A 26,586-nucleotide genomic window follows, 5' to 3' on the forward strand; every position below is an offset into this window, starting at 1 on the left:
CTAGGTTTTTACCATGGCAAAACGTAATCGGCAGCGCGGTACGCTCGCGTCTCTGGCCGCCGAACTTGGAGTGTCGAGGACGACCGTCTCCAATGCCTATAATCGGCCGGAGCAGTTGTCCACAGCCCTCCGGGAGAAGATTCTCGCCACTGCGGAGCAGCGCGGTTACCCGGGTCCGCATCCCACGGCCCGCTCGCTGCGAACCCGTCGGGCAGGGGCGATCGGTGTACTGCTTACCGAGCATCTCACCTATGCATTCGAGGATCTTGCGTCTGTGGATTTCCTCGCCGGAATGGCGGAGGCATCCTACGGTGGGAATACCTGTTTGACGCTGATTCCCGTCGGGCCGGACAGTTCCGTGGATGTCGCGGCAGCCGCTCAACTGGTCAATCAGCCGATGATCGATGGTTTCGTCGTGTATTCGGTGGCTGCCGATGACCCTTATCTCCACGCGGCGCGCAACCGGCGGCTGCCGCTCGTCATCTGTGACCAACCCGCAGACGAGACTGGTCTCCCGTTCGTCGGCATCGACGACCGTGCGGCGATCGCTCCTGCGGCACAGACGCTGATCGATGCGGGTCACCGCCGGATCGGCATCCTCTCGATCCGGCTGGACCGCCGGAAGAATGACGGCCCCGTGTCCATGGAACGGCTGTTGCACGCGGGACTCCACGTGCAGCGGTCGCGGGTACTGGGGGCACTCGACGTACTCACCTCCGCAGGAATAGACCCGGGGACCGTCCCGATCATCGAACGCCACATCAATGACCGGATAAACAATGTCGATGCGGCCCGGGAACTTCTGGAGAGACATCCTGATCTCACTGCGGTGCTCTGTACGACGGACTCCATGGCACTCGGGGTTCTCGATTACTGTTCCGCCCGTGGTATCCCGGTCCCCGAGTATCTGTCGGTTACCGGTTTCGATGGAATCGTCACCGCCGTAGCTAGAGATCTGACCACGGTCATCCAGCCGAACCGGGCGAAAGGCGCTGCAGCGGGCAGGATGCTCTTCCGGCTTATTGAGGAACGTCTGTCGGCCGATGAGACGTCTCCCGTGGAGCCTTTGCGGGAACTCCTGGATACGGAGCTCCGTCCTGGTGGGACGGTCGCGCCTCCACGGGACACCACCCACCTGTGACGGCTCAGATGCCGGGATGTGCGGAGCGGGCCACCACGAGCCGTTCGAGTACCGACTGAACACCGTTGGTGTCCGAGACCCGTGCCACAGCCGCTGTGGCACCGTCCCCGACCTTGATCCCGAGATCCCCGGGGCCGAGAACCCGGAAACCGTTCTCGTCGGTGACGTCGTCTCCCAGGAAAACGACGGCATCCCAGTGCCCCCGTTCACGGGCATCAGTGATCCAGGTCCCTTTATTCACGGATACGGCAGCGAACTCGACGATGCACTTGCCGGTGGATACGTGGACGCCGTCTACGGGAAGCTCGCGCGCCTCCCGAAGGAGACGCTCTGCGAGTGCACGGTCGGGGACTCTCCGGGTGTGCAGGACCCGGTGGAAGGGCTTGTCTTCGACGGTCGCACCTGTGTGGCCGGCAATCAGTTCCCGCAGACGTGCTCCGACGGCGTCCAGCCTCCGCTGCTGTTCCGCGGTCGGTCTCACCTGCCCCCCGGAACTTTCTGCTCCGTGACTGCCCACGAGTTCGACGGAGCCTTCAACGTTGGCGAGGCGCCGGAGTGTGGTCAGATCTCGACCCGAGAGGAGAACTGCGGCGGTATCCGAGATCCTGCCCAGTGCAGCGAGAGCATTGAGAGATGCCCGATTCACAGGCACGTTGTCCGGATCATTCTGAAGCTCAGCGATGGTGCCGTCGAAGTCCGAGACCACGAGGAGCCTGGGCACCCGGGCGACGGAGACTATCGCGGCATCGAGAGTGGTGTTGTCCATGACCTGATCGTACGTCGTGCCGATGTCGGTCAACCCGATGTGGTGAGACGCATCGCCCGTTTGTCGATGCCCGTGTCCTTTGCGTCTGTGAGCAGCAGTTCACCGTCCTGCGGCCGGGATGCTGCGAGTTCGCCGGAATCGAGCAGAGTGAGGAATGCATCATGGAAGTACCGCTCTGCACCCTCGCAGTCTTCCACTTCTCGAACCCGGAGATCCCGAAACACGAAGGAGACCGCGGCCGGGTCTGTGGCGGATACCCGGCGACCGTCGGAATCGAGAAACTCCACTGACCCCGTGAACTGGGCGCAGCCGGTGTCCCCGACGACAGTATGGTCACCGAACGCCAGATGCGCGCGACCTGCGAGTGAATCCGGGAGCACACTGGGATGGTCACGATCCGTGTACACATTGGTGACTTGCCAGTTAGATGAAATCGCAGGGGTGTTTCCCGACATGCACCCCGAAAGTAGGAGAACACCGAGAACAGTGGTCGTCACGAGTGAACGGATTCTGGTTCGCATCAGTGGCTCCGGAGGGATTCGAGGAAGGACCGGGCCCAGAGTTCCACGTCATGCTCGATCACCTGACGGTGCATCGTCAGCATGCGTTCCCGGGCCTCGGAGGGATTGTCGTGCAGGGTGGTCACCGCCGTCATAAGCTGACGTTTCACCGAATCCCCGTCGTGCGGATTGCAGAGGAAAGCCCGGTTGAGCTCGGTGGCGGCACCCGCGAACTCACTGAGTACAAGTGCACCGGAGCCATCCCCGTGGCAGGCGACGTACTCCTTCGCCACCAGGTTCATTCCGTCCTTGAACGGGGTCACGAGCATGACGTCGGCCGCAACATAGCAGCCGAAGAGTTGATCCTTGGCCAGGGATCGGTGGAGATAATGAACAACGGGCCGCCCGACCTCGGCGAAACGGCCGTTGATCCGACCGACCGCGCCCTCCACCCGGGCCCGAGTACGCCGGTAGTGTTCCAACCGCTCCCGGGACGGCGTCGCGATCTGCAACAGTACGGAGGTACGTGGATCGAGGGCACCGCTTTCGAGAAGTTCCTCGAAAGCGGTGAGGCGTTGCAGGATGCCCTTCGTGTAATCGAGTCGGTCGACCCCGAGAATCAGGGTCTCCGGATCACCGAGACGACGCCGGATGTCCGGGGCGTTGACGTGCGCGACTGCATCGACCACGGAAGCCGTGTCGATCGAGATCGGAAAGGCACCCACTCCCACCCGTCGTCCGTCAGGAGAGGTGATGTGCGCCGAGATGCTGCGCACCGATGCCCGGCCTTCCACCTCAAGACTGTCCGGTTGGCCGGTGTGCGCCCCTGGGATGCCTGCCACCGACTTTGTGAGTTCAAGAAAGTTGTCAGCGTTCTGCGGCAGATGGAATCCGATGATATCGGCACCCAACAAACCCCGGACGATTTCCTCCCGCCAGGGAAGCTGCCGGAATAACTCAGCGGGAGGGAACGGAATATGCAGGAAGAAACCGATGGTCAGATCCGGGCGAAGCTGTCGAAGAATGCCCGGAACAAGCTGGAGCTGATAGTCCTGGACCCAGACCGTGGCACCTTCTGCAGCAACGGAAGCGGCCTCCCGGGCGAAGGTGTAGTTAACCTCCCGGTAGGTCTCCCACCAGGAACGGTCATAGATGGGCGGCACGATGAGATCGTGATACAGCGGCCAGAGCGTCGCATTGGAGAAACCCTCGTAGAACTCCTCGAAGTCGGTTGCCGTGAGATTCACCGGATGCAGGAGGATTCCGGCTTCCGTCCGAAAGGAATCCATGCCGCCGTCGACGGTGCCCGGCCATCCGACCCAACATCCGGAATGGTGTTCCAGAACCGGACTCAGTGCGGTGACGAGACCACCCGGACTCGGCAGGAAACTCCGACTCCCGTCAGGGGTGACGTTCACATCGACCGGCAGTCTGTTCGCCACCACGACGAAATCATGTCCGCCATCCGACGCGCTGCGTGGCGCCGAACTCACCATCAGGACTTCTTCGTGGTTTTCTTGGTGGTCTTTTTCGCGGTGGTTTTCTTGGTGGTTTTCTTCGCCGTGGTCTTCTTGGTGGTCTTCTTGGCGGTGGTTTTCTTCGCGGTGGTTTTCTTGGTGGTCTTCTTTGCTCCCCGGCGTCCCTTGCCGGACTCTGACTCGGTGGCCTCCGCGTGTTCGGCGGCGATCTTTCGGTAGTTCAGGCCCTCGGGCGCGACGCCGAGCATGCACGCGAGAGTCACGCAGTCAAAGAAATCGGTGGAATAGGTCGCGACGATTCGGCGGGCCGCCTTCGCGGTGTTCTCCTCAACGGCGTGCAGAGAGTCGGCGTTGGTGGTTCGGGTGTCTGTGACCTTCGGCGGCACGGATCCTCCTGGAATCGTCGGCTGGGGTGGGCGGCGCAACGCTCATCCTACGCCACGGCGCTACGGGGATAATGTCACCCCCGATAGCCACCGCTTCCGTCAGCGCCGTCGGCCCGGGGGAATGGTGAATCGGGGGTGATTGACTGCGCTCCGGGTGTCCCCGGATGCTCGGACGCCCCCTCGTGGGCGGCCGAACGTACACGGTTCACGGCTGATCCGGTGCGTCGGGCGGCCCGCGCAGTTTTCACCACAGGCCTGGAATGACGGAACGCCGATGCTCTGCGTAGCGCGAAGCCAGTGTACCGGTTGAGCGGTGGTGGACGCCGCAGCTTGCGGGCCACCCACTCCCCGAGAACCACACCTGCGGCCAGTGAGGATCCGATGGCCAGAGCAAGCGCCATGTTCCCGAACCCCTGCACCAATTGTTCATTGAGCAGGGTGTACATGCCTCGGTAGATGGTCAAACCCGGGAGCAGGGGTGTGATGCCCGCCACGGCGGTGATGAGTGGGGGAATGAGGAATCGGCGGGCCAGTAGGCCACCGCCCAGGCCGATGATTGTGGCGGTGATACCCAACCCGACGACGGGGCTCATGCCGAGGGGGATGAGCACGAAATAGTAGCAGGCGGAACCGGCGAGTGAGGTTAAACCCGAGATCCACACCGACGGCCATTCGGCGTATGCGGCCACAGCGAAGGCGGCGGATGCGGCCGCACCCGCGAGAACTTTCGCGGAGGTGGAGGCGAAGTTGACGGGTGTCGTCGCCTCCAGCGGAGGCAGCGTCACCCCGAGTGCGGTTGACGCCTGAATGCCGATGGCGACGCCCGCGATGATCCCACCGGTGAGCATGATCGTCTGGAAGAACCGGGCTGAGGCTGTGACCGGGGCGCCGGTGATCCCGTCCTGGATCGCCTGCACCAGGGTCAACCCGGCGAGCAGTACGATGATGCCGGAGGCGATGATCTGGCCTGGGGCGAGATCTATTCCGTTCTCAAGGGCCCAGTTGTAGGTCATTGCCGCTGGAAGGGTGGCGACGAATCCGCCGTACATATTCCGGTAGAACTCCGGTAGGCCCTTTCGTTCCAGCCAGATATGGCCAGCCATGATCACCAGTGCGGTGAGGAAGGAGATGGCGGAGACGAGCCAGCCACCTCCGAGGAGTACCGCGACGGCTGCAGCAAGTCCCGCCCAGCCGACGAGAGCGGTACGGATTCCGTACGGCGGAGGCATTGACGTCAGATCGTTCATGATCTGTTCCGCCACGTTCGGGGGTGTCGCACCAGCCTGTATCGACCGGATCAACCGGTCTATCTCGGCGAGCTTGGAGAAATCGAGATCCAGTTTGGGAACAACCCGGAACACGGTGATCGGTACTTTTTGAGTCGTTCCGATCTGGGTGAACAGTTGGATCGTGTTGAACGTGATGTCAACGTGCACGTAGTGCAGACCGTATGCGGAACATACGGTGTGGACGTGGGCACGCGTGTCGTGGTTACCGGTCCCCGAGTACAGGAGGTAGCCACCGATACGGGCGGCGAGATCCATGACTCCGGTGACCTGGGCTGGATTGGTGAGATCGATTGGTGCCAGTGGTGATGGCGGTGGAGCGGCCTTGGCCTCGTCAATCGTTGCGAAACGACCTTGACGGGACCGGAACAGCCGCAGCCTGGTCAAAATATCGGACACGTCGGCTACTGATCCTTAGAGAACGGCTGGTTGGCACGTGCGGTGGCACGCGTGGGAGCAGCATACTCCTGCACGCGCAGACACGGAACACGCGCTGGAGGACGCAGGTCTTGGACTTGAACGGTGGTTGTCCGGTATTATCCTCGCGTGCCCCGGATACAGGTTCCGTGGCTTTGCTGGAGTGGCGCAATTGGTAGCGCACCGGTCTTGTAAACCGGTGGTTGTGGGTTCGAGTCCCATCTCCAGCTCCGAAGCCGGTCGAGGCCGGAGGAAAACATGGGTGAGGCCCCGTTATTATTCGATTTTTCGGATGTTAAGGGGCCTCACTTTTTATTGCCTGTCGTCGGTCTCTACAGTCGGACCGCGCCTGGTGCTCCGAGCTACGGATGATCCTCATATACCCGCATCGTCCAAGGCGGGGCGTTTGGGGGAGGGGCCGCCTGTTTCCCCTCATGCTGAGGGGAGTGAAAGTTCAGGGGCTATTTATTCATGTCGTGTGTGAAGCGTGGCGGGATTATTTTAGAGTGACGCGAATCTCATATCTGGCGTGAGTAGTTTTTGAGGTTCACGATGGGGGACGTCAGTGAAGCAATCACTCGAACATAGTCGCACGTCTTACGTATTTAAGGAGCGCCGGAAAATATGGCACAGAGTTTCGCCGAACAGATTGTCGCCAGCCTCGAACGGCAGGGGGTTACCCGGATCTTCGGCCTCGTCGGGGACAGTCTCAACCCGATCGTCGATGCGGTCCGCCGCAGCAACATCGAGTGGGTTCATGTCCGCAATGAGGAGGTGGGTGCGTTCGCCGCCGGTGCGCACTCCCTCGTCACCGGTGAACTTGCTGTCTGCGCCGGTTCCTGCGGGCCGGGAAACACCCACCTCATCCAGGGCCTCTACGATTCACACCGTAACGGGGCGAAGGTGCTGGCGATCGCCAGCCATATCCCGTCACTGCAGATCGGATCCGAGTTCTTCCAGGAGACCCACCCCACGCAGATCTTCGGAGAGTGTTCTGGATACTGCGAACTGATCAATTCTCCAGCTCAGGGGGCGCGAGTTCTGCATAACGCCATCCAGTCGACGATGGCTGGCAACGGGGTCAGTGTCATCGTTGTGCCCGGTGACGTCACCACAGAGGCTGCGGTGTCCACTCCGGAGCTGAACAGCGTCATTTCCACCCACCGCCCGATCATCTTCCCGCATCCCGAACAGGCTGCGAAGCTGGTTCAGGCGATCAATGAGGCGAAGAGCGTTACCCTGTTCTGCGGTGCCGGTTGTTTTGGTGCCCGGGACCAGGTGTTTGCCCTCGCGGAGAAAATCAAGGCCCCGGTCGGACATGCTCTGGGCGGCAAGATGATCATCCAACAGGACAATCCTTACGATGTCGGGATGTCGGGGTTGCTCGGTTACGGCGCCTGCTTCGATGCTTGTGATCAGGCCGATCTGCTCATCCTGCTGGGCACAGACTTCCCGTACAACGACTTTCTGCCCAGCGGAAACGTGGCACAGGTCGATATCAACGGCGCTCACATCGGCCGCCGCACCGAGGTGAAGATCCCGGTCGTCGGTGATGTGAAGGCCACCATCGAGAACATCCTCCCCTCCATCGAGGAGAAGACCGACCGTTCCTTCCTGGACAAGATGCTCAAGGAACACGCGAAGAAAATCAAGCACGTCGTCGAGGCATACACCAGCAACATTGAGCACCACACTCCGATCCACCCCGAGTATGCCGCAGACATCATCGACGAACTCGCCGCCGAGGACGCGATCTTCACTGTTGATACCGGTATGTGCAACGTGTGGGCCGCCCGCTACATCAACAACCCCACCGGCGGACGCATGATGCTCGGTTCCTTCCGGCACGGCACGATGGCCAATGCCCTCCCGCACGCTATCGGCGCCCAGGCCGCGGCCCCCCACCGCCAGGTGATTTCGCTGTCCGGTGACGGTGGCCTGGCGATGCTCATGGGGGAGCTGCTCACCGTGAAGATGCACCAGCTCCCCATCAAGACGATTGTGTTCAACAATTCGTCGCTCGGGATGGTGAAGTTGGAGATGCTCGTCGAGGGAATCCCCGAATTCGCGACCGACCACGAGGAAGTCAATTTCGCGGCGATCGCGGAAGCCTGCGGTGTCCGCTCGGTGCGGATCACCGACCCGAGGAAATTGCGTGCGGAACTCGGTGCGGCTTTTGCCCTCGACGAACCCGTGCTCATCGACATCGTCACAGACCCGAACGCACTGTCCATCCCGCCGGACATCACCCTGGAACAGATCATGGGCTTCTCGAAGGCGGCGGCCCGCACCGTCCTTGACGGTGGCGTGGGCAGGATGTACAACCTTGCGATGAGTAACCTGCGGAATATCCCCCGCCCCTGACCCTCGGCCGATCTTGACCTTCACGCTACGGGAACCCCGAGAGTGGTGTCCGTGACCGACTACACGATTGGACAGGTCGCAGCGGAACTGGGTGTGACCACTCGGACACTGCGACATTGGGACGAGATCGGGCTGCTCAGTCCGGGCTGGCGCACGGAGACCGGCGACTATCGCCTGTACACCGACGCCGACCTGGACCGCGGCTTCGACATCCTCATCTATCGACGGGCGGGTGTCCCACTCCGGGGCATCGCGACGCTGCTCGCAGAGCCCGGGGACAAGCGGGAACGGCTACTCGCCCAGCGGGAGCTCCTCGTCCAACGGATAGGTCACCTGCACCGGATGGTCCGGGCAGTGGATTCCATCCTGAAAGGGGATACCGTGACAATGCAGGACAAGAAGACGATATTCGGCGACGAATACCACGACTGGCAGGCGGAAGCTGAGGGGCGCTGGGGTGAGACCGAGGACTGGGCGCACGCCCGGGACGTGATGACGACGATGGCTGCCGACGATTTCCGCAGGGTGAAGGCGGAGACCGACGCCTTCGCGACGGCACTCGTCGCCGCCCGCGACAGCGGGGTCGCACCGGGTAGCGCCGAAGCGGATGCGCTCGTTGAGCGCCATGCCGCGATGGTTGCCGCATTCTATCCGTGTACCAGGGCGAAGCAGATCATTCTCGCCCGGATGTACGTGGCGGATGATCGTTATGCCGCGTACACCGGGGATGCCGCCGACTACTTGGTTGAGCTCGTCGAGACGAAGGCCCGCGCCGAGGGAATTGATCCGAGCACCGTCACCTGGGAGTGAGAAGCGTGCGCAGGCGTGCAGATCCCGGGAGCGGTGTGACATCGTGGAGCCGCGGTGACCGGGCCAGTATTCACAGGTACCTCACAGCCTGTGCACGGTGATTCCACACCGCCTGCGTGTGTAGTGGGTGGGAAGGCATGCCACGCGCGGAGAAATAGGTGGAGGGGAAGAATCGGTGAGAAGCTTGGAATCCATGCGGGATATCCCGGTCACGGTCCTCGTCGTCGACGACGAGCCCAGCATTGTGGAGCTACTGGCGGTGAGCCTGAAGTTCCAGGGATTCACGGTACTTACCGCAGGCTCCGGTCAGGAGGCGCTGCGGATAGCCCGAGCGAACACGCCGGACGCCTTCATCCTCGACGTCATGATGCCTGGAATGGACGGCTTCGAGCTCCTGGGAAAACTACGTGCAGAGGGCTTCGACGGCCCGGTTCTGTACCTGACCGCGAAGGATGCCGTTGAACACCGGATCCACGGACTGACCATCGGGGCAGACGACTATGTCACCAAGCCCTTTTCCCTGGAGGAAGTGATCACGAGGCTGTGCGTGATCCTGCGACGGGGACGACTCCTCGACGACGGGGACTCGGATGCAACTCTCCGGTACGCTGACCTCACCCTCAACGATGACACCCATGAGGTGACGAAGGCGGGGAGGATCATTGATCTGTCACCGACCGAATTCAACCTTCTGCGCTACCTGATGCTCAACGCGGAGGTAGTCCTCAGCAAGGCCAAGATTCTCGACAACGTGTGGCACTACGACTTCGGTGGTGACGGAAATGTCGTTGAATCCTACATCTCCTATCTGCGGCGGAAAATCGATACTGAAGCACCGCGCCTCATCCACACCATCCGCGGTGTCGGATACGTTCTGCGTACCCCACGCTCATGATCCGGGAAGCTGTCAACGGCTGGAACGTGCGGTTACCACTGCGTACCAGCCTCATCCTGATCGTGCTCCTCATGACGGCGACTGGCTTGGGGCTGTCCGCTATCGTCGTGAGCGGGGTGATGCGTGACTACACTTACGCGCAGATCGACGACCAGTTGGAGGAAGCGCTCCGCACTTGGGCCGACAGTGACATCCCACGCTTAGAAGCAGATGGTCCTCGTTTGCCGAGCGCCTTCTATCTGGAGAAAATCTACCCGGACGGGACAACGCTGACTTTCAATGCAAGCTCATCGGTCCCGGATCTCACCGGAGTGGTGCCCGGTGAGTACCCCGTCACGGTGGAGACCGTTCCCGGTTCCGGAGAGGGCATCAGTTGGCGGGTGATGGCGGCGGCGAGCGGCGGAGTAACAACTGTTGTCGGTTACTCACTGGTGGTCGAGAAGGCGATGCTTCGTTCGTTGCTGTTCTTCCAGTTCATCGTCGGACTTCTCGTGCTGGCCACAGTCGGAGGCATTGCCCGGTGGATCGTCCGGAGGGCGCTGCACCCGCTCCGCGAGGTTGAGAAGACGGCGGTGGCCATCGCCGGTGGTGATCTGAACCGCAGGGTTCCTGAATGGCCCGGGACGACTGAAGTGGGGCAGCTCGCGGAATCCCTCAACATCATGCTCGCGCGGCTGCAACGGTCGGTCGATTCCGCTCGGACGAAAGAGGAACAGATGCGACGGTTCGTCGGTGACGCGTCACATGAGCTCAGAACGCCACTCACCGGTGTCCGAGGATTCGCGGAACTCTATCGTTCAGGTGCCACCCACGACATTGACATGGTGCTGGGGAGAATCGAACAGGAGGCGGGCAGGATGGGCGTCCTGGTTGAAGACCTCCTGGCTCTCACCCGTGCGGAGGAAGCCCCGATGGATCCTCAGCCCGTCGACATGCGTTCGGTGTGCCTCGATGTTGTGACCACTATGCGTGCGGCACATCCGAACCGGGAAATCCGTGTGGTGGACACCGCACCGGAGGCGGCTGTTGTCGCCGGGGATCCGCAACGCCTGCACCGTGTCATCGGAAATCTGGTGGGTAATGCACTGCTTCACGCGGGTGTCGATGCCACGGTCACTCTCGGTCTCGGAATAGACGGAAAGAAGCTGGTGATATCGATCGAGGATGACGGCTGTGGAATGACGGAGGAGGACACCCGGCACATTTTCGACCGTTTTTACCGGGCGGATACCTCCAGATCCCGGGCCTCCGGGGGATCTGGACTGGGGCTGGCCATCGTGAAATCCCTGGTGGAATCGCATGACGGCACAGTTGGAGTGAAGAGCGCGCCGGGTGAAGGCGCCGTGTTCACCGTCAGGCTCCCGCTGCATCATACCGAATGAGAGCATTCTGTATCATCTGCAATAATACAATAGGGGAAGTGTGCACGATCTGTCAGTGGGGGTTGCGGTGGCCGGTTACAGGTTCTCGACTCTGGGGGACGTCTCATGTCCGGTCGCGGAGAGATCCTGCTCGGCTTCCCCCGGTGCGGGGATCTCGTGCGGTTCGTCTGCACCATCAGCCAGTGCCTGCGAGACTTCCTCCGCGTGCTTTGTCAGCAGGGCGTGAGGGGTACCCGTAACCCACCGGACCTCACCTATCTGTGAGGAACTCGCATCGACGACACGGTCATTGTCCGAGATGATTGAGATGACCCGAACCCCTTCCGGGATCGGGGCCTCTATCTCCGCATCGCACATGAGCTGGACGAGGGACGGCCCCGTGACTGCGGTGACAAGCGCGCGGACCAGTGGATTCCATGCCACTGGTTGCCCCCGGAAACAGGCTCCGAGACCCACCAACGTCCGCACCCTGCCCGCAAACCCTGGCAGATGAGCGAGCCGTAGCCCCATGAGTCCCCCGAGTGAATGGCCGACTATGTCGAACCGCTGACCCGGTTCCAGCTCTCGCTCCAGGGCGGTTACGATGTCGAGGAGGCACAGCTCAAGTCGGTCTGTACCCCGGTGGCCGAATTCCACACCGATGACCCGGCGCCCGTCATCCTTCAGGCGTGCGGCTATGAGTGCGAAATTACCCGGTGAACTCACCGTACCGTGGAGCAACACCACCGGGGTGTCCCCGGCCACCGGTGGCAGCGGTTCGGGCAGGATGCCCCGGCGGGGGATAAGCAGGGCAAGGTTCACGGATTCTCCTCGTGTGGAGTAGACGGGCGCAGTGACTCGATGGTCTCTGCGACGAGAGTGCGCACAATTCTGCTCCGAGGCATTTCCGTGTGCAACACGACCGCCCGCGGGTGGAGCTCCTGTAGCCAGATGTTCTGTACGTCGGGTCCATCGAGGAAACAGGAATCGGCGGGAACCACAGTGGAGTCGGTTCTGGTGGCGATGCAGGTGTAACTGACACCGGGTTCCGTGTCCCCGTCGGCGTTGAGAGCGGTGAGAAAGTCGGATCCCACGAACTGCTGTCGACCTGCCGGGCCGAACACTGTCGTCGTCGCACGGTTGGTCAGTTCAGCCTGCAATTCGGTGTATACGAAAGGTTTGAGCAGACCCGCTTCCTGGATGCCGTGGTTCGGGCTGGCGAGGCACACGAGGTGCCGCACGTGGTGTGCGCCGCCCAGCATCCGCATCCACCACCGGGCGAGAACCCCGCCCTGGGAATGACCGACGATGATCACCTGATCCGCACCGGTCGCGTGGAGAACCTGATGGATGTAGGCACCGACCTGGTCTGCCGAGTCCTCGATGCGATTGGTTGCCCGGTTTCCGTAGTCCGGGATGAACACCGCCCATCCCAGTTCGCGGAGCTGTGCTGCCAGATCCTCGAAATCACCGCTGGTGACCGTGGTGCCGTGGATGAGAATGACAGGCCAGGGCCGTTCCTGGGTGGTGCGTGCCCGCCAGTCGTCCTCGACCCAGCCTCGGACCCGTAATCGGGCTCCGACCGGAACCGAGACATCCAGCTCCGGGATCATTCGCGGCAGACGGGCGGAGATATCCCTCAAGCGGGACGGCCGGTCTCATCGGTGCCCAGTGCGGCGCGCAGCTTGGCGGCAGCCTCGTCCATCTTCTCCGGATCTGTCTGATCCGCCGGGATCACCCGCCTGAAGTCGTAGTCGGACATGTCCGATGTGGGAAAGACGTGGATGTGGGTGTGTGGGACCTCGAAACCGGCGATGATGTAGCCAGCCCGGGGGACGTTGAAGCTCTCGACGATCGCGGCGCCCACCATCTGAGCGACCTCGTTCAGATGCGCCCAGCTCCGCTGGTCCAAATTCGTCCAGAGGTCAACCTCATCGACTGGAACCACCAGTACATGGCCATATACCAGCGGCTCAATGGTGAGGAATGCCGCTGCTTTGTCATCCCGCCAGACGAATCGTCCCGGCAGTTCACCGTTGATGATCTTCGTGAATACGCTGCTCATACCTGTACAGGGTAGCGGTCCGGGGGCATCTCCGCTGCCCCCTCGCACCCGTATTTCTGTATGGTGCCCGGACAGAGCGGCAGTAGGGTGGGAGACATGCGAATCCTCGTCATCGGATCCGGCGCCCGCGAGCATGCACTGCTGCGTGGCCTGGCACAAGACCCTACTGAACCAGAACTTCACGTCGCCCCGGGTAACACCGGAATGGAACACCTGGCGACCCGGCACACGGAGCTCGACGGTGTGCCGTTGAAGATCGATGACCCAGCACAGATCACTGCTCTGGCGCGCAGTATCGACGCCGGTCTCGTGGTCATCGGCCCGGAGATTCCGCTCGTTGCGGGTGTCGCCGATGCCCTCCGAGAGGCGGGTATCGACGTGTTCGGTCCCGGGCGGGAGGCCGCGCGGATAGAAGGGTCCAAGGCCTTCGCCAAAGACGTGATGGCGGCCGCAGGTGTCGCCACCGCACACGCCGAGGCGTTGGAACCCGGTGTCTCCGACGAAGAGATCAACGCCGCCATCGATCGCTTCGGCCCCGTCTGGGTGGTCAAGGACGATGGACTCGCGGGCGGCAAGGGTGTCGTCGTGACCCCTGACCGCGACGAGGCTCTTGCACATGTCCGTGCCGTGCACGAAGTCGGAAACCCGGTTCTCCTCGAGAGTTTCCTCGACGGCCCGGAAGTTTCCCTGTTCTGCCTCGTCGACGGAACCACTGTCGTTCCACTCCTGCCGGCACAGGACCATAAGCGGGTCGGAGACAATGATGAGGGGCCGAATACCGGTGGTATGGGTGCGTATGCGCCGTTGCCGTGGTTACCTGACGGTGCCGTGGAACAGATCGTCCGGGACGTCGTGAAGCCTGTGGCCGAGGAAATGGACCGCCGTGGCTGTCCCTACTCGGGACTGTTGTATGCGGGACTCGCCTGGGGTCATGAGGGACCCGCCGTCGTCGAGTTCAACTGCCGGTTCGGGGATCCAGAGACCCAGGCCGTCCTCGCGCTTCTGGAAACCCCACTCGCGGGGCTCCTCAACGCTGTTGCCACCGGGACGCTCGCAGAACAACCACCGCTGCAGTGGCGGGATGGTTACGCGCTCACCGTGGTTCTCGCGGCACAGGGCTATCCAGCCTCCCCCCGTTCCGGGGACGTCATCACCGGAGCCGATGATGACGCCGTTCTCCACGCCGGAACCGCGCGTAACGCGGATGGTGAGCTCGTCTCCGCAGGTGGCCGAGTGCTCTCCATTGTGGGCACCGGGCCGGACCTCGCTTCCGCGAGGACGGATGCCTACCGAGTTCTCCGAGGAATCAGCATGGCCGGTGGGCACTACCGTTCGGACATTGCAGCCCCGGCTGTTGAGGGACGGATCCGGGTCTGACGCCAACCGGCACCGGTGGGGGCTAGAGTTCTACGGCGTGAGCAGAACTCTCCCTGGGCGCGGTCCGGGGTCCCCGCACAGTCCCCTCAGTCCGGCCCGGCTCGTGGCCGGGGCATTCGCCATCCTGATAACCTCCGGAACCCTTCTTCTCCTGCTCCCGTTCTCGCGAGCGGGCGACGGAGGGGCTGATGTTGTCACAGCCCTGTTCACCGCCACCTCTGCGGTGTGTCTCACAGGGTTGATCGTCGTCGACACCGCGACCTACTGGTCTCACTTCGGGCAGGCGGTGATAGTCCTGCTCATCCAACTCGGTGGACTCGGGATCATGACCCTGGCTACATTCACCTCGTGGGCGGTGGCCGGGAGGATCGGTCTACAGTCCCGGCTCAACGCCGCCGCGGAGGGGCGCGGGATACACCTGGGTGACGTCCGTACCCTCCTCGTCGCCACGATCAGTTTCACCGTCATGGCGGAGCTGATCGTCGGTATTCTGCTTACCTTTCGTTTTCACTCCTACGGTTTTAACTGGGCCGCGAGTGTCTGGGAGGGTGGTTTCCATGCGGTCTCCGCCTTCAACAACGCTGGTTTCGGTCTGCGGAGCGACAATCTCGTGCCCTATGCCCGGGACACCGGGATCGTGCTTCCCGTAGCGGGTGCGATCATCGTTGGTGGACTGGGGTATCCAGTGTTGCTTGAGACGGCGCTCCGGATCCGTCGTCGGACCCAGGGGGTTCGTACCCTGCCGCAGATGTCCCTGACCGCCCGATTCACGCTGACGGGTACGGCTCTGCTCATCCTGTCAGGATGGGTTGGATACGCGGCTCTTGAGTGGCGTGGGGTCTTGGCCGAGTTCAACGTCAGTGACAAGCTGCTCAATTCGTTCTTCCAGTCAGTCACCACCCGGACCGCGGGATTCAACACGGTTGATATCGGAGCGCTGCATCCGTCGAGTCTTCTGCTGACCGATGTCCTGATGTTCATCGGCGGAGGTTCTGGTGGTACTGCCGGTGGAGTGAAGGTGACGACGGCTGCGGTGCTGGTGGCTGTGGTCGTCGCCGAAATCCGTGGTTCGGAGCATGTCTCCGCCTACAGCAGGCGGATCCCGCAGCGGACGATCCGACAGGCGCTGACCGTCATCGTTCTGGCCGGGGTCTCAGTTGCGGGGGTGATCGGTGCGATGATGCTCCTTGCACCTGAGATAACCACGAACAGAATCGTGTTTGAGGTGGTCAGTGCCTTCGCTACAGTCGGCCTGTCGACGGGTATCACCCCGGACCTGCCGCCAGCCGGGCAACTGCTTCTTGTTCCACTCATGTACGCCGGCCGCATCGGACCGATCACCCTCGTCGCTGCGCTGGCGACCCGGAACCGAACCGGTATCCTCTATTCGCATCCCGTTGAAAGGCCCTACATTGGTTAGTTTCCTGCGCCGCCGCTCCCTGCCGCCCGTTGTCATTCTCGGTCTGGGGCGTTTCGGTATGGCACTAGGGGAGGAACTCGTCGCGTCCGGGGTGGAGGTCCTCGGTGTCGACGATAGGGAGGATGTTGTGTCCGGAGCGGCAGGTGTACTCACCCACGCGACGATCGCGAACACCACCAACATCGAGGCTCTGCGGCAATTGTCGGTGCACGAGTGTCAACGTGTCGTTGTCGGAATCGGTTCGGACATGGCGGCATCCCTGCTCACGGCATCCGCTGTTATTGAACTCGGTGTACCCAACGTGTGGGCCAAGGCTGACGGTGATGCCCATGCGAAGATCCTCACCCAGATAGGTGTTCATCACGTCATTCGCCCCGAGCGGGACACCGGGCGGCGGATTGCCCACCTGATGACCGGGAACGTTGAGGAGTACGCCGAATTCGACCGGGATTTCGCGGTCGTCAAACTGGCGCCGCCGATGTCGATGTTGGGGAAGAAGGTCGGGGACGTACCACCGGGTGTTCACATCGTTGCGGTTCGGCATCCCGGGACACGTTTTGCGGTGGCACGCCCCGATGTCATGATCCGCTCCGGTGATCTCGTCATCGCGGCCGGGGATCCGGATGTCCTTGAGGCATTCGTCACCGCGGGCTGACCCCACCCGAAGTGGTTGTTTCCGACTGGCACTCGTTCTCTCGTGCGATAATGACCGGGTGCCTGCCAAGAAGAAGATCGCCAACGTCCTGTCCACTCGCTACGCGTCCACGGAACTGACCAATCTGTGGAGTCCGGAAGCCAAGATCATCATGGAGCGCCAGCTCTGGATCGCGGTCATGAAGGCCCAGAAGGATCTCGGGGTGGACATCCCAGGTGACGCCATTGCCGCGTACGAACGGGTGATCAACCAGGTCGACCTGGAATCGATCGCAGCTCGGGAGCGTGTCACCCGGCATGACGTGAAGGCCCGTATCGAGGAATTCAACGCTCTCGCTGGGCACGAACAGATCCACAAGGGGATGACCAGTCGGGATCTCACCGAGAACGTGGAGCAACTGCAAATTCACCGTTCGCTTGAAATTGTCCGGGACAAGGCGGTAGCCGTCATCGCGCGTATGGGTGAGCGCGCTTCCGAATACCAGTCGGTTGTCATGGCAGGCCGGTCGCACAATGTCGCCGCCCAGGCCACTACGTTGGGCAAACGCTTCGCTTCCGCCGCGGACGAGATGTTGGTGGCCGTGGAACGGACTGAGGGACTGCTGGCGCGTTATCCGCTCCGGGGGATCAAGGGGCCGATGGGAACTGCCCAGGACATGTTGGACCTCGTGGGCGGCAATGAGACCAAGCTCGCGTCGCTGGAGACCCGAATCGCCGATCACCTCGGATTCTCCCGGATATTCGACTCAGTCGGACAGATCTATCCGCGTTCCCTCGATTTTGATGTCGTCTCTGCACTGGTGCAGTTGGGCGCGGGTCCGTCATCACTGGCCCACACGATCCGGCTGATGGCTGGGAATGAGACCGTCACGGAGGGATTCAAGGAAGGACAGGTCGGTTCATCGGCGATGCCGCACAAGATGAACGCCCGTTCCTGTGAGCGCGTCGGTGGTCTGCAGATCGTCCTCCGTGGTTACCTGACCATGATTGCTGATCTCTCCGGGCAGCAGTGGAACGAGGGAGACGTGTTCTGCTCCGTAGTCCGGCGCGTCGCACTGCCTGATGCCTTTTTTGCCCTTGACGGGCAGTTCGAAACATTCCTCACGGTGCTCGATGAGTTCGGGGCATTCCCCGCGATGATCGACCGTGAGTTGGAGCGCTACCTCCCGTTCCTGGCGACCACCCGGATCCTCATGGCGGCGGTTCGTGCCGGGGTAGGGCGGGAGACGGCGCACGAGGTGATTAAACACAACGCGGTCGCTTGCGCTCTGAACATGCGGGAGAACGGTGGGGAACAGGATCTGGTGGACCGGCTTGCCGCGGATACCCGGTTGCCGCTCGACCGACAGCAGCTTGTCGACGCCTTGGCGGATCGGCATGTCTTCATTGGTGCAGCGGAGAGCCAGGTTTCTCGGGTGTTGACCCGCATCCAGGACCTGGTTAACCGGCACCCGGTGGCTGCGACCTACCGGCCAGGCGAGATTCTCTGATCCGGTAACCACAGCGGATACGGGGAACTCACATCTGGTTGACAGGTACCTGCGAGCGCTTTCGTGATGGAACCGGATAGATTCGTCGGCATGAATGAACTTCCCGCCATTTCCCTCACAGGGTCCCTGGCCGTGGCTGTGACCGTATCCGTCCTCGCCGTGGTTGGGCTGTTTGCCGCTGTTGGAGCCCGAAAACCTGAGCTTCGGCGCCGGACTCTCATCGCGGTGGGTGCGGCGCTGGCTATTACCCTTCTGGTGTGGTTGGTTCTCGAATACCTCTGGCGGCCGTTCCCTGACTCGCTACCCGTCCGGATCTATCTGGCTGGAGTGGTTGCTTTCTTCGTCATCGCGGCCCTCATACTGCAGAAGGGGCGTCGTCGGATCTTGGTGATTCCGGCGGTGCTCGGTGTGGTGGCCACTCTCGCAGTGGTTAATCAGGTATACAAGAGCTACCCGACCCTCCGCTCCCTGGATCCATCCCCGATTGCTGTGGATATGAGTTATGCGGAGTTCCAGAGGCAGACTGAGGTACCGACGATCAACGGTCACAACGCCGCAGCCCTTGTCACACTTCCCCTCGATGCGACGGAATCGAAGTTCACGCACCGTGACGCCATCGCCTGGGTACCACCTGCGTACTTCTCGGACCCCGACCTGGAGCTACCTGTCATCATTCTTCTGGCCGGTAACCCAGGCTCGCCTGACCAGTGGTTCAATGCGGGGGGCGCAGCGGAGACCCTCGTGGATTATCAGGCGCGGCATAACGGTGTCACTCCTATCGTGATCAGCGTCGATGGTACTGGGAGTTTCGGAGCCAATCCATTGTGCATCAACAGTGACCGTGGCCAAGTCCAGACTTGGCTCGCCGTAGATGTACCGGCTGGTGTCAAGGATCGCCTGCGGGTTGATCCGGACCAGTCCCACTGGTCCATCGGGGGACTCAGTTACGGTGGCACATGCTCGCTTCAAGTTCTCGTGAACCACCCAGACTCTTACGGAACGTTCCTCAATTATTCCGGTCAGGCCGAGCTCGGCACCGGTGATCACAAGGAGACCGTCGACGAGTATTTCGGCGGCAGTGAGCAGTCCTTTATCCAGGCGAATCCGGCTGATCAGCTCGCTAAAGCCATCGAGGAGGGATCTACGCGTTACTCCGGGATCGCCGGAAGGTTTGTGGCCGGTGACGATGATGATGAGGCGATCGAGGATCTGAAGTTCATGCAGCGGGTAACCAGTGATGCCGGGATGGACACGGAGTTCTTCACCGTTCAGGGTAGCCACGACTACAAGACATGGCGGAATGCTTTCCGCGAGACCCTCGACTTTGCGGCTGAGCGGGGCGGCCTGCACTGATGTCCGGTGTAGAGAGAGGGACGGATCGGGGGAGTACCGTGCGTGCCATGGGGAAGGGGATGGTGCATACCGTGTCGATGATCGCCCGGTGGTTGGCGGGCCTGCTGCGGGGCGCTCCAGTGACCGTGTCGGCGCTCATCCTGAACTGGCTGTTGTTCGCGGTCTGGCGGGGCGATGGTGATGCCCTGGAATCCGCACTCGGGGCGGCTGCCCCGCAGCTCCACCCCTGGGCTGTGCTTACCGCAGGCCTGACCGGGCCGACACTGTCTGCGGTGATCCTCGCATCCCTCGTCCTACTTTCCCTCGGGCTCCTCGCGGAGCGGCAGCTCGGTAGTCACCGTTACGCCATCGCAGCCGTGGTGATCCAGGCATTCTCCGTGATAGCGGGGCTTACTGCGGCCCAGGCTGTCGTCGGTACGGGTAGCCACTGGGGTGAGCTCCTGTCCGGACAGTATTCGTTGTCGCCTGTGTCCTGGGTGTTCGGCACTGCGGCCTTCGCCTCGGCGTCCATGACCGCGTTGTGGCGGCGTCGGGTACGGGCGGTGGTCCTCGCCTTCGCTCTGACGCTGTTCCTCTACTCGGGGATCGTCACTGATTTCGTGCGGCTTGCCGCGGTTCTGATCGGCCTATTCATCGGTCAGTGGCTCGTGGAACGTTCCCTCCGTTTCGGGGCGGTCTCGTTCCGGGAGGCCCGCACACTGCTCGCCATCGCGATGATCTCCGTCGCGGTCGGTCCTCTCGTGGCGGGGTTAAACCCGGATTCTGCAGGCCCGCTATCCGGGATTGCAGTCCTGACGTTTGATTCCGGATTCGGGCTCCGGGACGCCTTGGAGATCTGCGATATGGACCCCAGTTCACTGGCCTGTGCCGATGCCAGCAATGAGCTGCGGCAGACCGGAATCGGCCCGTTCCTTCTGAACCAGCTTCCGATCATTCTCATGGCTGTCATCGCGCTCGGGATCGCCCGCGGGCGTCGACTCGCGTTCATGGCGGCCGTGGTAACGCAGGTGGTAACCATCGGAGTACTTGCGCTAGAAATGCTGGCGCGCATCGGTGATCTCGGTGGTGGCATCTATGCCTGGTCCAGTCTTGCGGGTGTCGTGGTGCCGTGGGTGGTGGTTCTCCTCCTGCTCATCAAATACCGGCGTTTCGTCGGTGTGCGGGTGCACCGGGGAGCGGTGGTGGCCCTGTTCCGGCGGATTCTGCTGCTCCTTGTGGGCACGGGAGTGGTCTGGATACTCGGGGCATTGGCCTTCCGCGACGATTTCCTTCCCCGGGCGGAGCCGGTGTCCGTGCTGAGATCGTGGTTACTGCACTACATACCTCCGGTACTCGGGGACAACATCGATCATGATCTAGTCCCGGTCGGTGAGCTGAGCTGGGCGCTCTCGGTATGGATCGGCGTGATTTTCTGGGCGGGGGTCGTACTTGCTCTGTTTGTCGCGGTGACGTCCACCGGGGATCCGGGAGACACCCGGAATCGCCTCCGCGCGGCGGAGATGCTCGATTCGGGTACCGGGGACCACCTCTCAGCGATGACGCTCTGGCCAGGTAACCGGTACTTCCTGACGGACGGTGGATATGTCGCGTACCGGGTGTACGCGGATGTGGCGGTGACCGTCGGCGAACCGGTTACGACCGGGGGCACTGATCCGCAGGAACTGGCGCGACGGTTCGAGGAATTCGTCGCTGCCCGTGGACGTAGGGTCGCATGGTATTCGGTTCGCTCAGACTTTGCCGTCGGTCGGAGTAGCGCCGATTTCCACGCGGTGCAGGTCGCGATGGAAGCCATCTGCGATACGACGACCGTCGAGTTCCGCGGAAAGAAGTTCCAGGATGTCCGGACCGCGAGGAATCGTGCGGTGAAGGAGGGTATCCGGGCGGAATGGACTTCGTGGAAGGAGCTCGGTCCGGTGATCCGGGAGCAGATCATCGAGCTGAGCGAGGAGTGGGTGGCGGACAAGGCGTTGCCCGAGATGGGTTTCACTCTCGGTGGGGTCAATGAGATCGCTGCACCGGACGTGGCGTTGATGCTCGCACTCGACGCGGATGACAGGGTTCATGGGGTTACCAGTTGGTTGCCGGTACGTCGTGATGGTGTGGTCATCGGACGGATGCTGGATTTTATGCGCCGGGACACGGAGGGGTTTCGGCCGGTCGTGGAGTTTCTCATCGCCGAAACGATGTTGCGCGCGCAGTCCGACGGGTTGGAGTGGGTTTCTCTGTCGGGCGCACCGCTTGCGCACACGGGAGGAGCGGAGGCCGGCGGTGTCGCGGCTGTCCTCGACCGAGTTGGTGCATTTCTGGAACCGCTCTACGGGTTCAAGTCGTTGGCGGCGTTCAAATCGAAGTTCCACCCACGGCATGAGTCCTGGTATCTCTGTTACCGAGATGAGCTCGCTTTGCCTTCGATCGGGGTGGCCATCGGTCGGTGCTACGTGCCACAGATGGAGGTCAGCCAGGCGGTTCACGTGGCGCGGGTGTGGGCGCAGGGCTAGACTATGTCATCATGCGCCCTGAACTCTCCCAGTACAACCATCTCTCAGCCGGAAAGGTCCGCGAGATCTACGAGATCGACGAGGACACGCTTTTGATGGTCGTATCTGATCGCATCTCCGCGTACGACCACATTCTGGATACCGAGATCCCCGACAAGGGCCGCATTCTTACGGCCATGAGCGTCTGGTTTTTCGACGCCATTGATTTCCCGAATCATCTCGCGGGCCCCATCGACGATGAGCGTATCCCCGAGGAGGTTCTCGGGCGTGCCCTGGTGTGCAAGAAGCTGGAGATGATCCCCTTCGAGTGCGTGGCACGTGGTTACCTTACGGGTTCCGCGCTGGCCGAGTACCAGGAGACCGGTGCGGTGTGCGGAATCGAGCTCCCGGAGGGGCTCCGGGAATCCTCCCGTCTCCCACAGCCGATCTTCACTCCCGCCACCAAAGCGGAGTTCGGGGACCACGACGAGAACGTCACCTTCGAGGATGTCGCCGAGCGTCTCGGCGAAGCCCGCGCGACGGAGCTTCGTGACGCGACACTGGCCATCTACACTCGCGCGGCGGAGCTTGCGCTCGAACATGATCTGATTCTGGCTGACACGAAGTTCGAGTTCGGCGTTGACGAGAACGGGCATCTCGTTCTCGCCGACGAGGTACTCACTCCGGATTCCTCCCGGTACTGGCCGGCGGATGTCTACGAGGAGGGAAAGGTTCAGCCGAGTTTCGACAAACAGTTTGTGCGCAACTGGCTCACCGGGCCGAAATCGGGGTGGGACAAGTCCTCGAATACGCAGCCTCCGCCGCTTCCCGGTGGTGTCGTCGAGGCCACCCGTGAGCGCTACATCGAGGCGTATGAGCGGGTGTCCGGTCAGAAGTTCGGCAATTGGATCGGCTGCTGCGTCTGACTGACGTCCGTTTTCACAGATAACCCTTCCGTGGGCACTGCTCGTGAGTGGGGATTTTGCAATTCTGGGGTTCTGGGTGGAGCCGGAAGGTCGAAGATGGGGCAGGAACGACGCGTAACCTGAGCCGCATTCGCGGATCAGACAAAGGCTATCCCGCCTTCTCGTTAGCTGGGCTGGTATCGATCATTTCGTCAAGCGTCTCCGTGGATGTAAAACGCCCGCACACCGGCGGCACGGCACGCAACTTCCGGCAACAAGGATCCGCCAGTGAATATCATCAACGAGTGTTGACGCCTATGGTATCCAAGGCGATAGTGGCGATAATAGGCGATAATAAGGGTGGTTTTGGCGAAGCCACGAATGAGCCGTCGAGTCTCATCCTCCAGACCTGCGGCACCATTCTTGAACACCGTGTTAAGTGGCTCAATCGTGTTGCCATGGCAATAAGTATTTACCTAGGAAGGATTGTGTATCGCGGGAAGGGCTTTGCTGAGCAAACTTAGGGCTTGCCGAGACCCGGATACGCAATTTCTTCTGCCTGATGATCGACAAAACCCTTGACGAGGAATACGCGCAGGGTGCTTTTTGTGGACATTGGTGGATACGGGATACCGGGTACTTGAAAGGAATTCGTAATCGTTGTGCGCTGACGAACGGTAAGTGGCGAAGCGGTTCAGGGTGAACTCTTTCTCACGGAATACGAAGAGCTGTCGCACATCGGAAATGAACTCAAGCTCTTCCAACGAGGTCGTGTGCTTGTCGTAGTGGTTGAAATGGCGTTTTCCACGCCTTCATGCGTACCCGGGAAATACCAAGCGTGTCACCACTATCGGTACCCTTGTGCGAGTCTGGCTATCTTGTGCAGTCTTTGACCGATCAGATACATCCGTAGCTAGCGTCTTGGCCTTGGTTCTCGGCGGGTTGGGCACGTTCGCGCGTGGAGTACCCCTTTGGCACAGGGCCATCTTCCATGGTGCATGTCAAAGTATCCATGGCCTGTTTACCGAGGGGCTGACGCGGGGATAGGTGGCATTCGAGATGACTGGACCGAGGGGCTGGCCGGAAGGGCGTGAGCATGCCGGGGTCCCATCCCGGCCAGGTCCGTGACGATGTGATGCGCGTGGCCTGGTGCGCGGTCAGCAACCGTGACCCCGGGTGTCACGGTGGAGCAGGCTGCCCATGATGTCGGGGTCCGCCCGGGCACTGTGACCAGGTGGCTGCTCCAGGACCGCATGGACACCGGTGAGCAGGAGGGAACTATAAAATTGAGTAGGTGGCCTGGGGTGAGTCCTGGCGGGGTTTTTCATGTCCCTCCATCAATGGCCGAGTGCTGTGCTGGAGCGTAAAGAACGACGCCCGCCCGTGTGATCGGGGCGGGCGTCGTCCTCTGGTGTCGGAGCCGGGGAGTCTACCTCAGCCGGCGGGGGTGGGCAGTGGGCTGTTGAGATCGAATACGGCGACCCCCAGCGTCATCACGATGATGGTGATGAGGAACAGTGCGATGACGTTGAGCCAGATTCCGGCTTTCAGCATGTTGTTCATGGTGACGTATCCGGAACCGTAGGCGATGGCGTTCGGTGGTGTCGCTACCGGGAGCATGAATGCGGAGGTGGCAGCCAGGGCAACCGGAATGGCCAGGTACATCTGGTTCATGCCGAGGCCGATGGCGACTCCGCCGACGACGGGGAGGAAGGTCGCGGCCGTCGCGGTGTTGGAGGTGAACTCGGTGAGGACGAGAACGACTGCACCGAGGACGATGACGAGGAGAACGATGGGCAGGTTCTCCAGGGCGCCGACGCGTTCACCGATCCACAGGGACAGTTCCGTGGCGGAGAACTGGGTGGACAGGGCGAGTCCGCCACCGAACAGCAGGAGCACACCCCAGGGAAGTTCGAGGGCGGTGTGCCAGTCGAGCAGCGGAGTGCCCTTCTTCAGGTCCGCCGGAATGATGAACAGAATGATGCCGACGATCATCGCGATGACGGCGGAGCTGAAGTTTGACGCGAAGGTCGTGCCCTTGAAGACGAGGGGAACGGCGATCCAGGCGACGGCCGCGAAGACGAAGACGATGCCGACGAGACGTTCACCGGAGGACATCGGGCCCATTGCCTTGAGTTCCTTGTGCATAACCTCGCGTCCACCCGGAATGTGGTCGATCTCCGGTTTGAACACGACCTTGACGAGCAGGAGCCAACAGGCGAGGAGCAGAACCACCGCGAGCGGTACACCGACGAGCATCCATTCACCGAAGCTGATGGGACGCCCTTGTTCGGACATGTAGCCGGCGAGCAGCGTGTTCGGCGGGGTGCCGATGATCGTGCCGAGGGAACCGATGGATGCTGCGTAGGCGATGCCGAGCATGAGTGCGATACCGAAGTTCGTCTTTGGCGGCTCTGCGGGGCCGCCTTCGGAATCGTCGAGTGCGTCGGGGTCTTCGCCGAGTTCACGCTTCTTGTCGGCATCCAGGCTGTCGTTGATCAGGGTCAGGACGGAGACACCGATCGGGAGCATCATCACTGCTGTCGCCGTGTTGGAGACCCACATCGACAGGAATCCCGTGGCGAGCATGAAGCCGAGGATGATCGTTGATGAAGAGGTACCCATCGCTCGAACGATGTGGAGTGAGATTCTCCGGTGCAGGTTCCACCGTTGCATGGCGAGTGCGAGCATGAAGCCCCCCATGAACAGGAAGATGACGTCCTGGGTGTAGGCGCCGGAGAAATCCTTGATCTTGGCGACGTTGAAGGCAGGAAAAAGAACGAGCGGCAGGAGTGCGGTGATGGGGATCGGGATGGCTTCGGTCATCCACCAGATGCCCATGAGCGTCGCGATCGCTGCGGTCGCCCGCATCTCGTGCGTGGTGGTGTCATTCGGCATGATCCAGTAGATCAGGGCCGCAATGAGCACACCACCGATGAGTCCGGCCCGCTGCCGGATGAGTTCGTTGCGTTCGACGGCTTCCGCCTGCTGCCCCGGAGATTCGTTCGGTGCACCGGGGCCGATGTCGTGGTGTTCGAACGGGTCGACGTCACCGTGGGATTTCGCTGAGAGGTAAGGATGCGACACGATTGATTCGTGCTCGCCGATGTTGTCGATCGGTTTGGGCATGAGGCCTCTTTCAACTGTGTGTGTCACAGGGGGTGCCTGCGAGGGGGTGGTTGGCGGGACTCCGGGGGCGTCTACCCGGATCGTGCTTTTTACCGCTGACCCGCAGGCACTCCGTCTGCGTTCGGTACGAGACGGTGCTCGATCTAAATGTAGCGGGCGGACGTGTTCATTAGTTAACAATTGATGTGGCAGTATGGTTCAGCTCTCCCGCGAGCGGCAAAAACAGTGGTCAGCTCGGACTCGACCCGGAAAATGGGGGGTGATTAAGGGGTGGCTTCATGTGTACGGTCAATGGCTCGAACTGACGGATGC

Annotated in this window: 21 protein-coding genes and 1 tRNA gene; 13 read left to right on the forward strand and 9 right to left on the reverse strand. The window is 61.7% G+C overall.

All coding sequences use genetic code 11. From position 1 onward, the window contains the following. Positions 1-13: 13 nt before the first annotated feature. Positions 14-1,141 carry a LacI family DNA-binding transcriptional regulator gene (locus QWU44_RS11150; RefSeq protein WP_370915756.1) on the forward strand — a complete coding sequence of 376 codons (1,128 nt, stop codon included), beginning with the start codon at positions 14-16 and terminating at the stop codon, positions 1,139-1,141. Positions 1,142-1,145: 4 nt separating this feature from the next. Here the strand turns inward: QWU44_RS11150 and otsB are convergent, their stop codons facing one another. From otsB to QWU44_RS11175, 5 genes are all read right to left on the reverse strand, one after another. Further along, a complete protein-coding gene (otsB, locus tag QWU44_RS11155) occupies positions 1,146-1,907 on the reverse strand; it encodes a trehalose-phosphatase (protein ID WP_370915757.1) in 762 nt (253 codons plus the stop codon). Positions 1,908-1,936: 29 nt separating this feature from the next. Then, positions 1,937-2,428 carry a hypothetical protein gene (locus QWU44_RS11160; RefSeq protein WP_370915758.1) on the reverse strand — a complete coding sequence of 164 codons (492 nt, stop codon included), beginning with the start codon at positions 2,426-2,428 and terminating at the stop codon, positions 1,937-1,939. Continuing rightward, on the reverse strand, positions 2,428-3,900 hold the full coding sequence (locus QWU44_RS11165) for a trehalose-6-phosphate synthase (RefSeq protein WP_370915759.1): 1,473 nt from the start codon (positions 3,898-3,900) through the stop codon (positions 2,428-2,430). Before QWU44_RS11165 ends, QWU44_RS11160 begins: the two co-directional genes overlap by 1 nt. A 2-nt stretch (positions 3,901-3,902) precedes the next feature. After that, positions 3,903-4,271, reverse strand: coding sequence for a hypothetical protein (locus QWU44_RS11170; RefSeq protein WP_370915760.1), 369 nt, complete (start codon positions 4,269-4,271; stop codon positions 3,903-3,905). Between the two features lie 74 nt (positions 4,272-4,345). After that, positions 4,346-5,956, reverse strand: a complete 1,611-nt coding sequence (locus tag QWU44_RS11175; RefSeq protein WP_370915761.1) for a threonine/serine exporter ThrE family protein — start codon at positions 5,954-5,956, stop codon at positions 4,346-4,348. Positions 5,957-6,131: 175 nt separating this feature from the next. Between QWU44_RS11175 and QWU44_RS11180 the strand changes: the two genes are divergently transcribed. The 5 genes from QWU44_RS11180 to QWU44_RS11200 all read left to right on the forward strand — a co-directional run bounded on the left by QWU44_RS11180 (position 6,132) and on the right by QWU44_RS11200 (position 11,425). Continuing rightward, positions 6,132-6,204: transfer RNA gene (locus tag QWU44_RS11180), tRNA-Thr, on the forward strand. A 394-nt stretch (positions 6,205-6,598) separates the two neighbouring features. After that, on the forward strand, positions 6,599-8,338 hold the full coding sequence (locus QWU44_RS11185; protein ID WP_370915762.1) for a pyruvate dehydrogenase: 1,740 nt from the start codon (positions 6,599-6,601) through the stop codon (positions 8,336-8,338). Positions 8,339-8,389: 51 nt separating this feature from the next. Next, the gene (locus QWU44_RS11190) at positions 8,390-9,148 is read left to right on the forward strand and encodes a MerR family transcriptional regulator (RefSeq protein ID WP_370915763.1); all 759 of its coding nucleotides are present in this window, start codon (positions 8,390-8,392) and stop codon (positions 9,146-9,148) included. Positions 9,149-9,341: 193 nt separating this feature from the next. Beyond that, on the forward strand, positions 9,342-10,043 hold the full coding sequence (locus QWU44_RS11195) for a response regulator transcription factor (protein ID WP_370915764.1): 702 nt from the start codon (positions 9,342-9,344) through the stop codon (positions 10,041-10,043). Then, positions 10,040-11,425 carry an ATP-binding protein gene (locus tag QWU44_RS11200; protein ID WP_370915765.1) on the forward strand — a complete coding sequence of 462 codons (1,386 nt, stop codon included), beginning with the start codon at positions 10,040-10,042 and terminating at the stop codon, positions 11,423-11,425. Before QWU44_RS11195 ends, QWU44_RS11200 begins: the two co-directional genes overlap by 4 nt. Positions 11,426-11,500: 75 nt before the next feature. Here QWU44_RS11200 and QWU44_RS11205 read toward each other — a convergent pair whose 3' ends face one another. From QWU44_RS11205 to QWU44_RS11215, 3 genes are read right to left on the reverse strand one after another with little or no spacing between them, the layout of a single operon-like run. Further along, positions 11,501-12,226, reverse strand: coding sequence for an esterase/lipase family protein (locus tag QWU44_RS11205; RefSeq protein ID WP_370915766.1), 726 nt, complete (start codon positions 12,224-12,226; stop codon positions 11,501-11,503). Then, positions 12,223-13,047, reverse strand: a complete 825-nt coding sequence (locus QWU44_RS11210; RefSeq protein ID WP_370915767.1) for an esterase/lipase family protein — start codon at positions 13,045-13,047, stop codon at positions 12,223-12,225. Before QWU44_RS11210 ends, QWU44_RS11205 begins: the two co-directional genes overlap by 4 nt. After that, a complete protein-coding gene (locus tag QWU44_RS11215; protein ID WP_370915768.1) occupies positions 13,044-13,469 on the reverse strand; it encodes an HIT family protein in 426 nt (141 codons plus the stop codon). Before QWU44_RS11215 ends, QWU44_RS11210 begins: the two co-directional genes overlap by 4 nt. Before the next feature lie 96 nt (positions 13,470-13,565). Between QWU44_RS11215 and purD the strand changes: the two genes are divergently transcribed. From purD to QWU44_RS11250, 7 genes are all read left to right on the forward strand, one after another. Further along, the gene (gene purD, locus QWU44_RS11220; RefSeq protein ID WP_370915769.1) at positions 13,566-14,846 is read left to right on the forward strand and encodes a phosphoribosylamine--glycine ligase; all 1,281 of its coding nucleotides are present in this window, start codon (positions 13,566-13,568) and stop codon (positions 14,844-14,846) included. 37 nt (positions 14,847-14,883) lie between these two features. Next, complete coding sequence (locus tag QWU44_RS11225; RefSeq protein ID WP_370915770.1) at positions 14,884-16,266, forward strand: TrkH family potassium uptake protein; 1,383 nt, start codon at positions 14,884-14,886, stop codon at positions 16,264-16,266. Next, positions 16,259-16,921 carry a TrkA family potassium uptake protein gene (locus QWU44_RS11230; RefSeq protein ID WP_370915771.1) on the forward strand — a complete coding sequence of 221 codons (663 nt, stop codon included), beginning with the start codon at positions 16,259-16,261 and terminating at the stop codon, positions 16,919-16,921. The genes QWU44_RS11225 and QWU44_RS11230 overlap by 8 nt, the downstream gene beginning before the upstream one ends. Positions 16,922-16,979: 58 nt before the next feature. Continuing rightward, entirely contained in the window at positions 16,980-18,410 is a 1,431-nt protein-coding gene (gene purB / locus QWU44_RS11235) for an adenylosuccinate lyase (RefSeq protein WP_370915772.1), read from the forward strand. Positions 18,411-18,500: 90 nt separating this feature from the next. Next, on the forward strand, positions 18,501-19,763 hold the full coding sequence (locus QWU44_RS11240) for an alpha/beta hydrolase-fold protein (RefSeq protein WP_370915773.1): 1,263 nt from the start codon (positions 18,501-18,503) through the stop codon (positions 19,761-19,763). A 47-nt stretch (positions 19,764-19,810) separates the two neighbouring features. Continuing rightward, a complete protein-coding gene (locus tag QWU44_RS11245; RefSeq protein ID WP_370915774.1) occupies positions 19,811-22,261 on the forward strand; it encodes a bifunctional lysylphosphatidylglycerol flippase/synthetase MprF in 2,451 nt (816 codons plus the stop codon). Between the two features lie 11 nt (positions 22,262-22,272). Beyond that, the gene (locus tag QWU44_RS11250) at positions 22,273-23,166 is read left to right on the forward strand and encodes a phosphoribosylaminoimidazolesuccinocarboxamide synthase (protein WP_370915775.1); all 894 of its coding nucleotides are present in this window, start codon (positions 22,273-22,275) and stop codon (positions 23,164-23,166) included. Between the two features lie 1,413 nt (positions 23,167-24,579). On the opposite strand, the gene QWU44_RS11255 is transcribed toward QWU44_RS11250, so the two are convergent. Continuing rightward, positions 24,580-26,274 (reverse strand): DASS family sodium-coupled anion symporter, encoded by a 1,695-nt coding sequence (locus tag QWU44_RS11255; protein ID WP_370915776.1) that lies wholly within the window; start codon positions 26,272-26,274, stop codon positions 24,580-24,582. Positions 26,275-26,586 lie beyond the last annotated feature (312 nt).

Origin of the sequence: Corynebacterium sp. CCM 9203 (genome assembly GCF_041357675.1) — a bacterium.
Taxonomy (GTDB): Bacteria; Actinomycetota; Actinomycetes; order Mycobacteriales; family Mycobacteriaceae; genus Corynebacterium.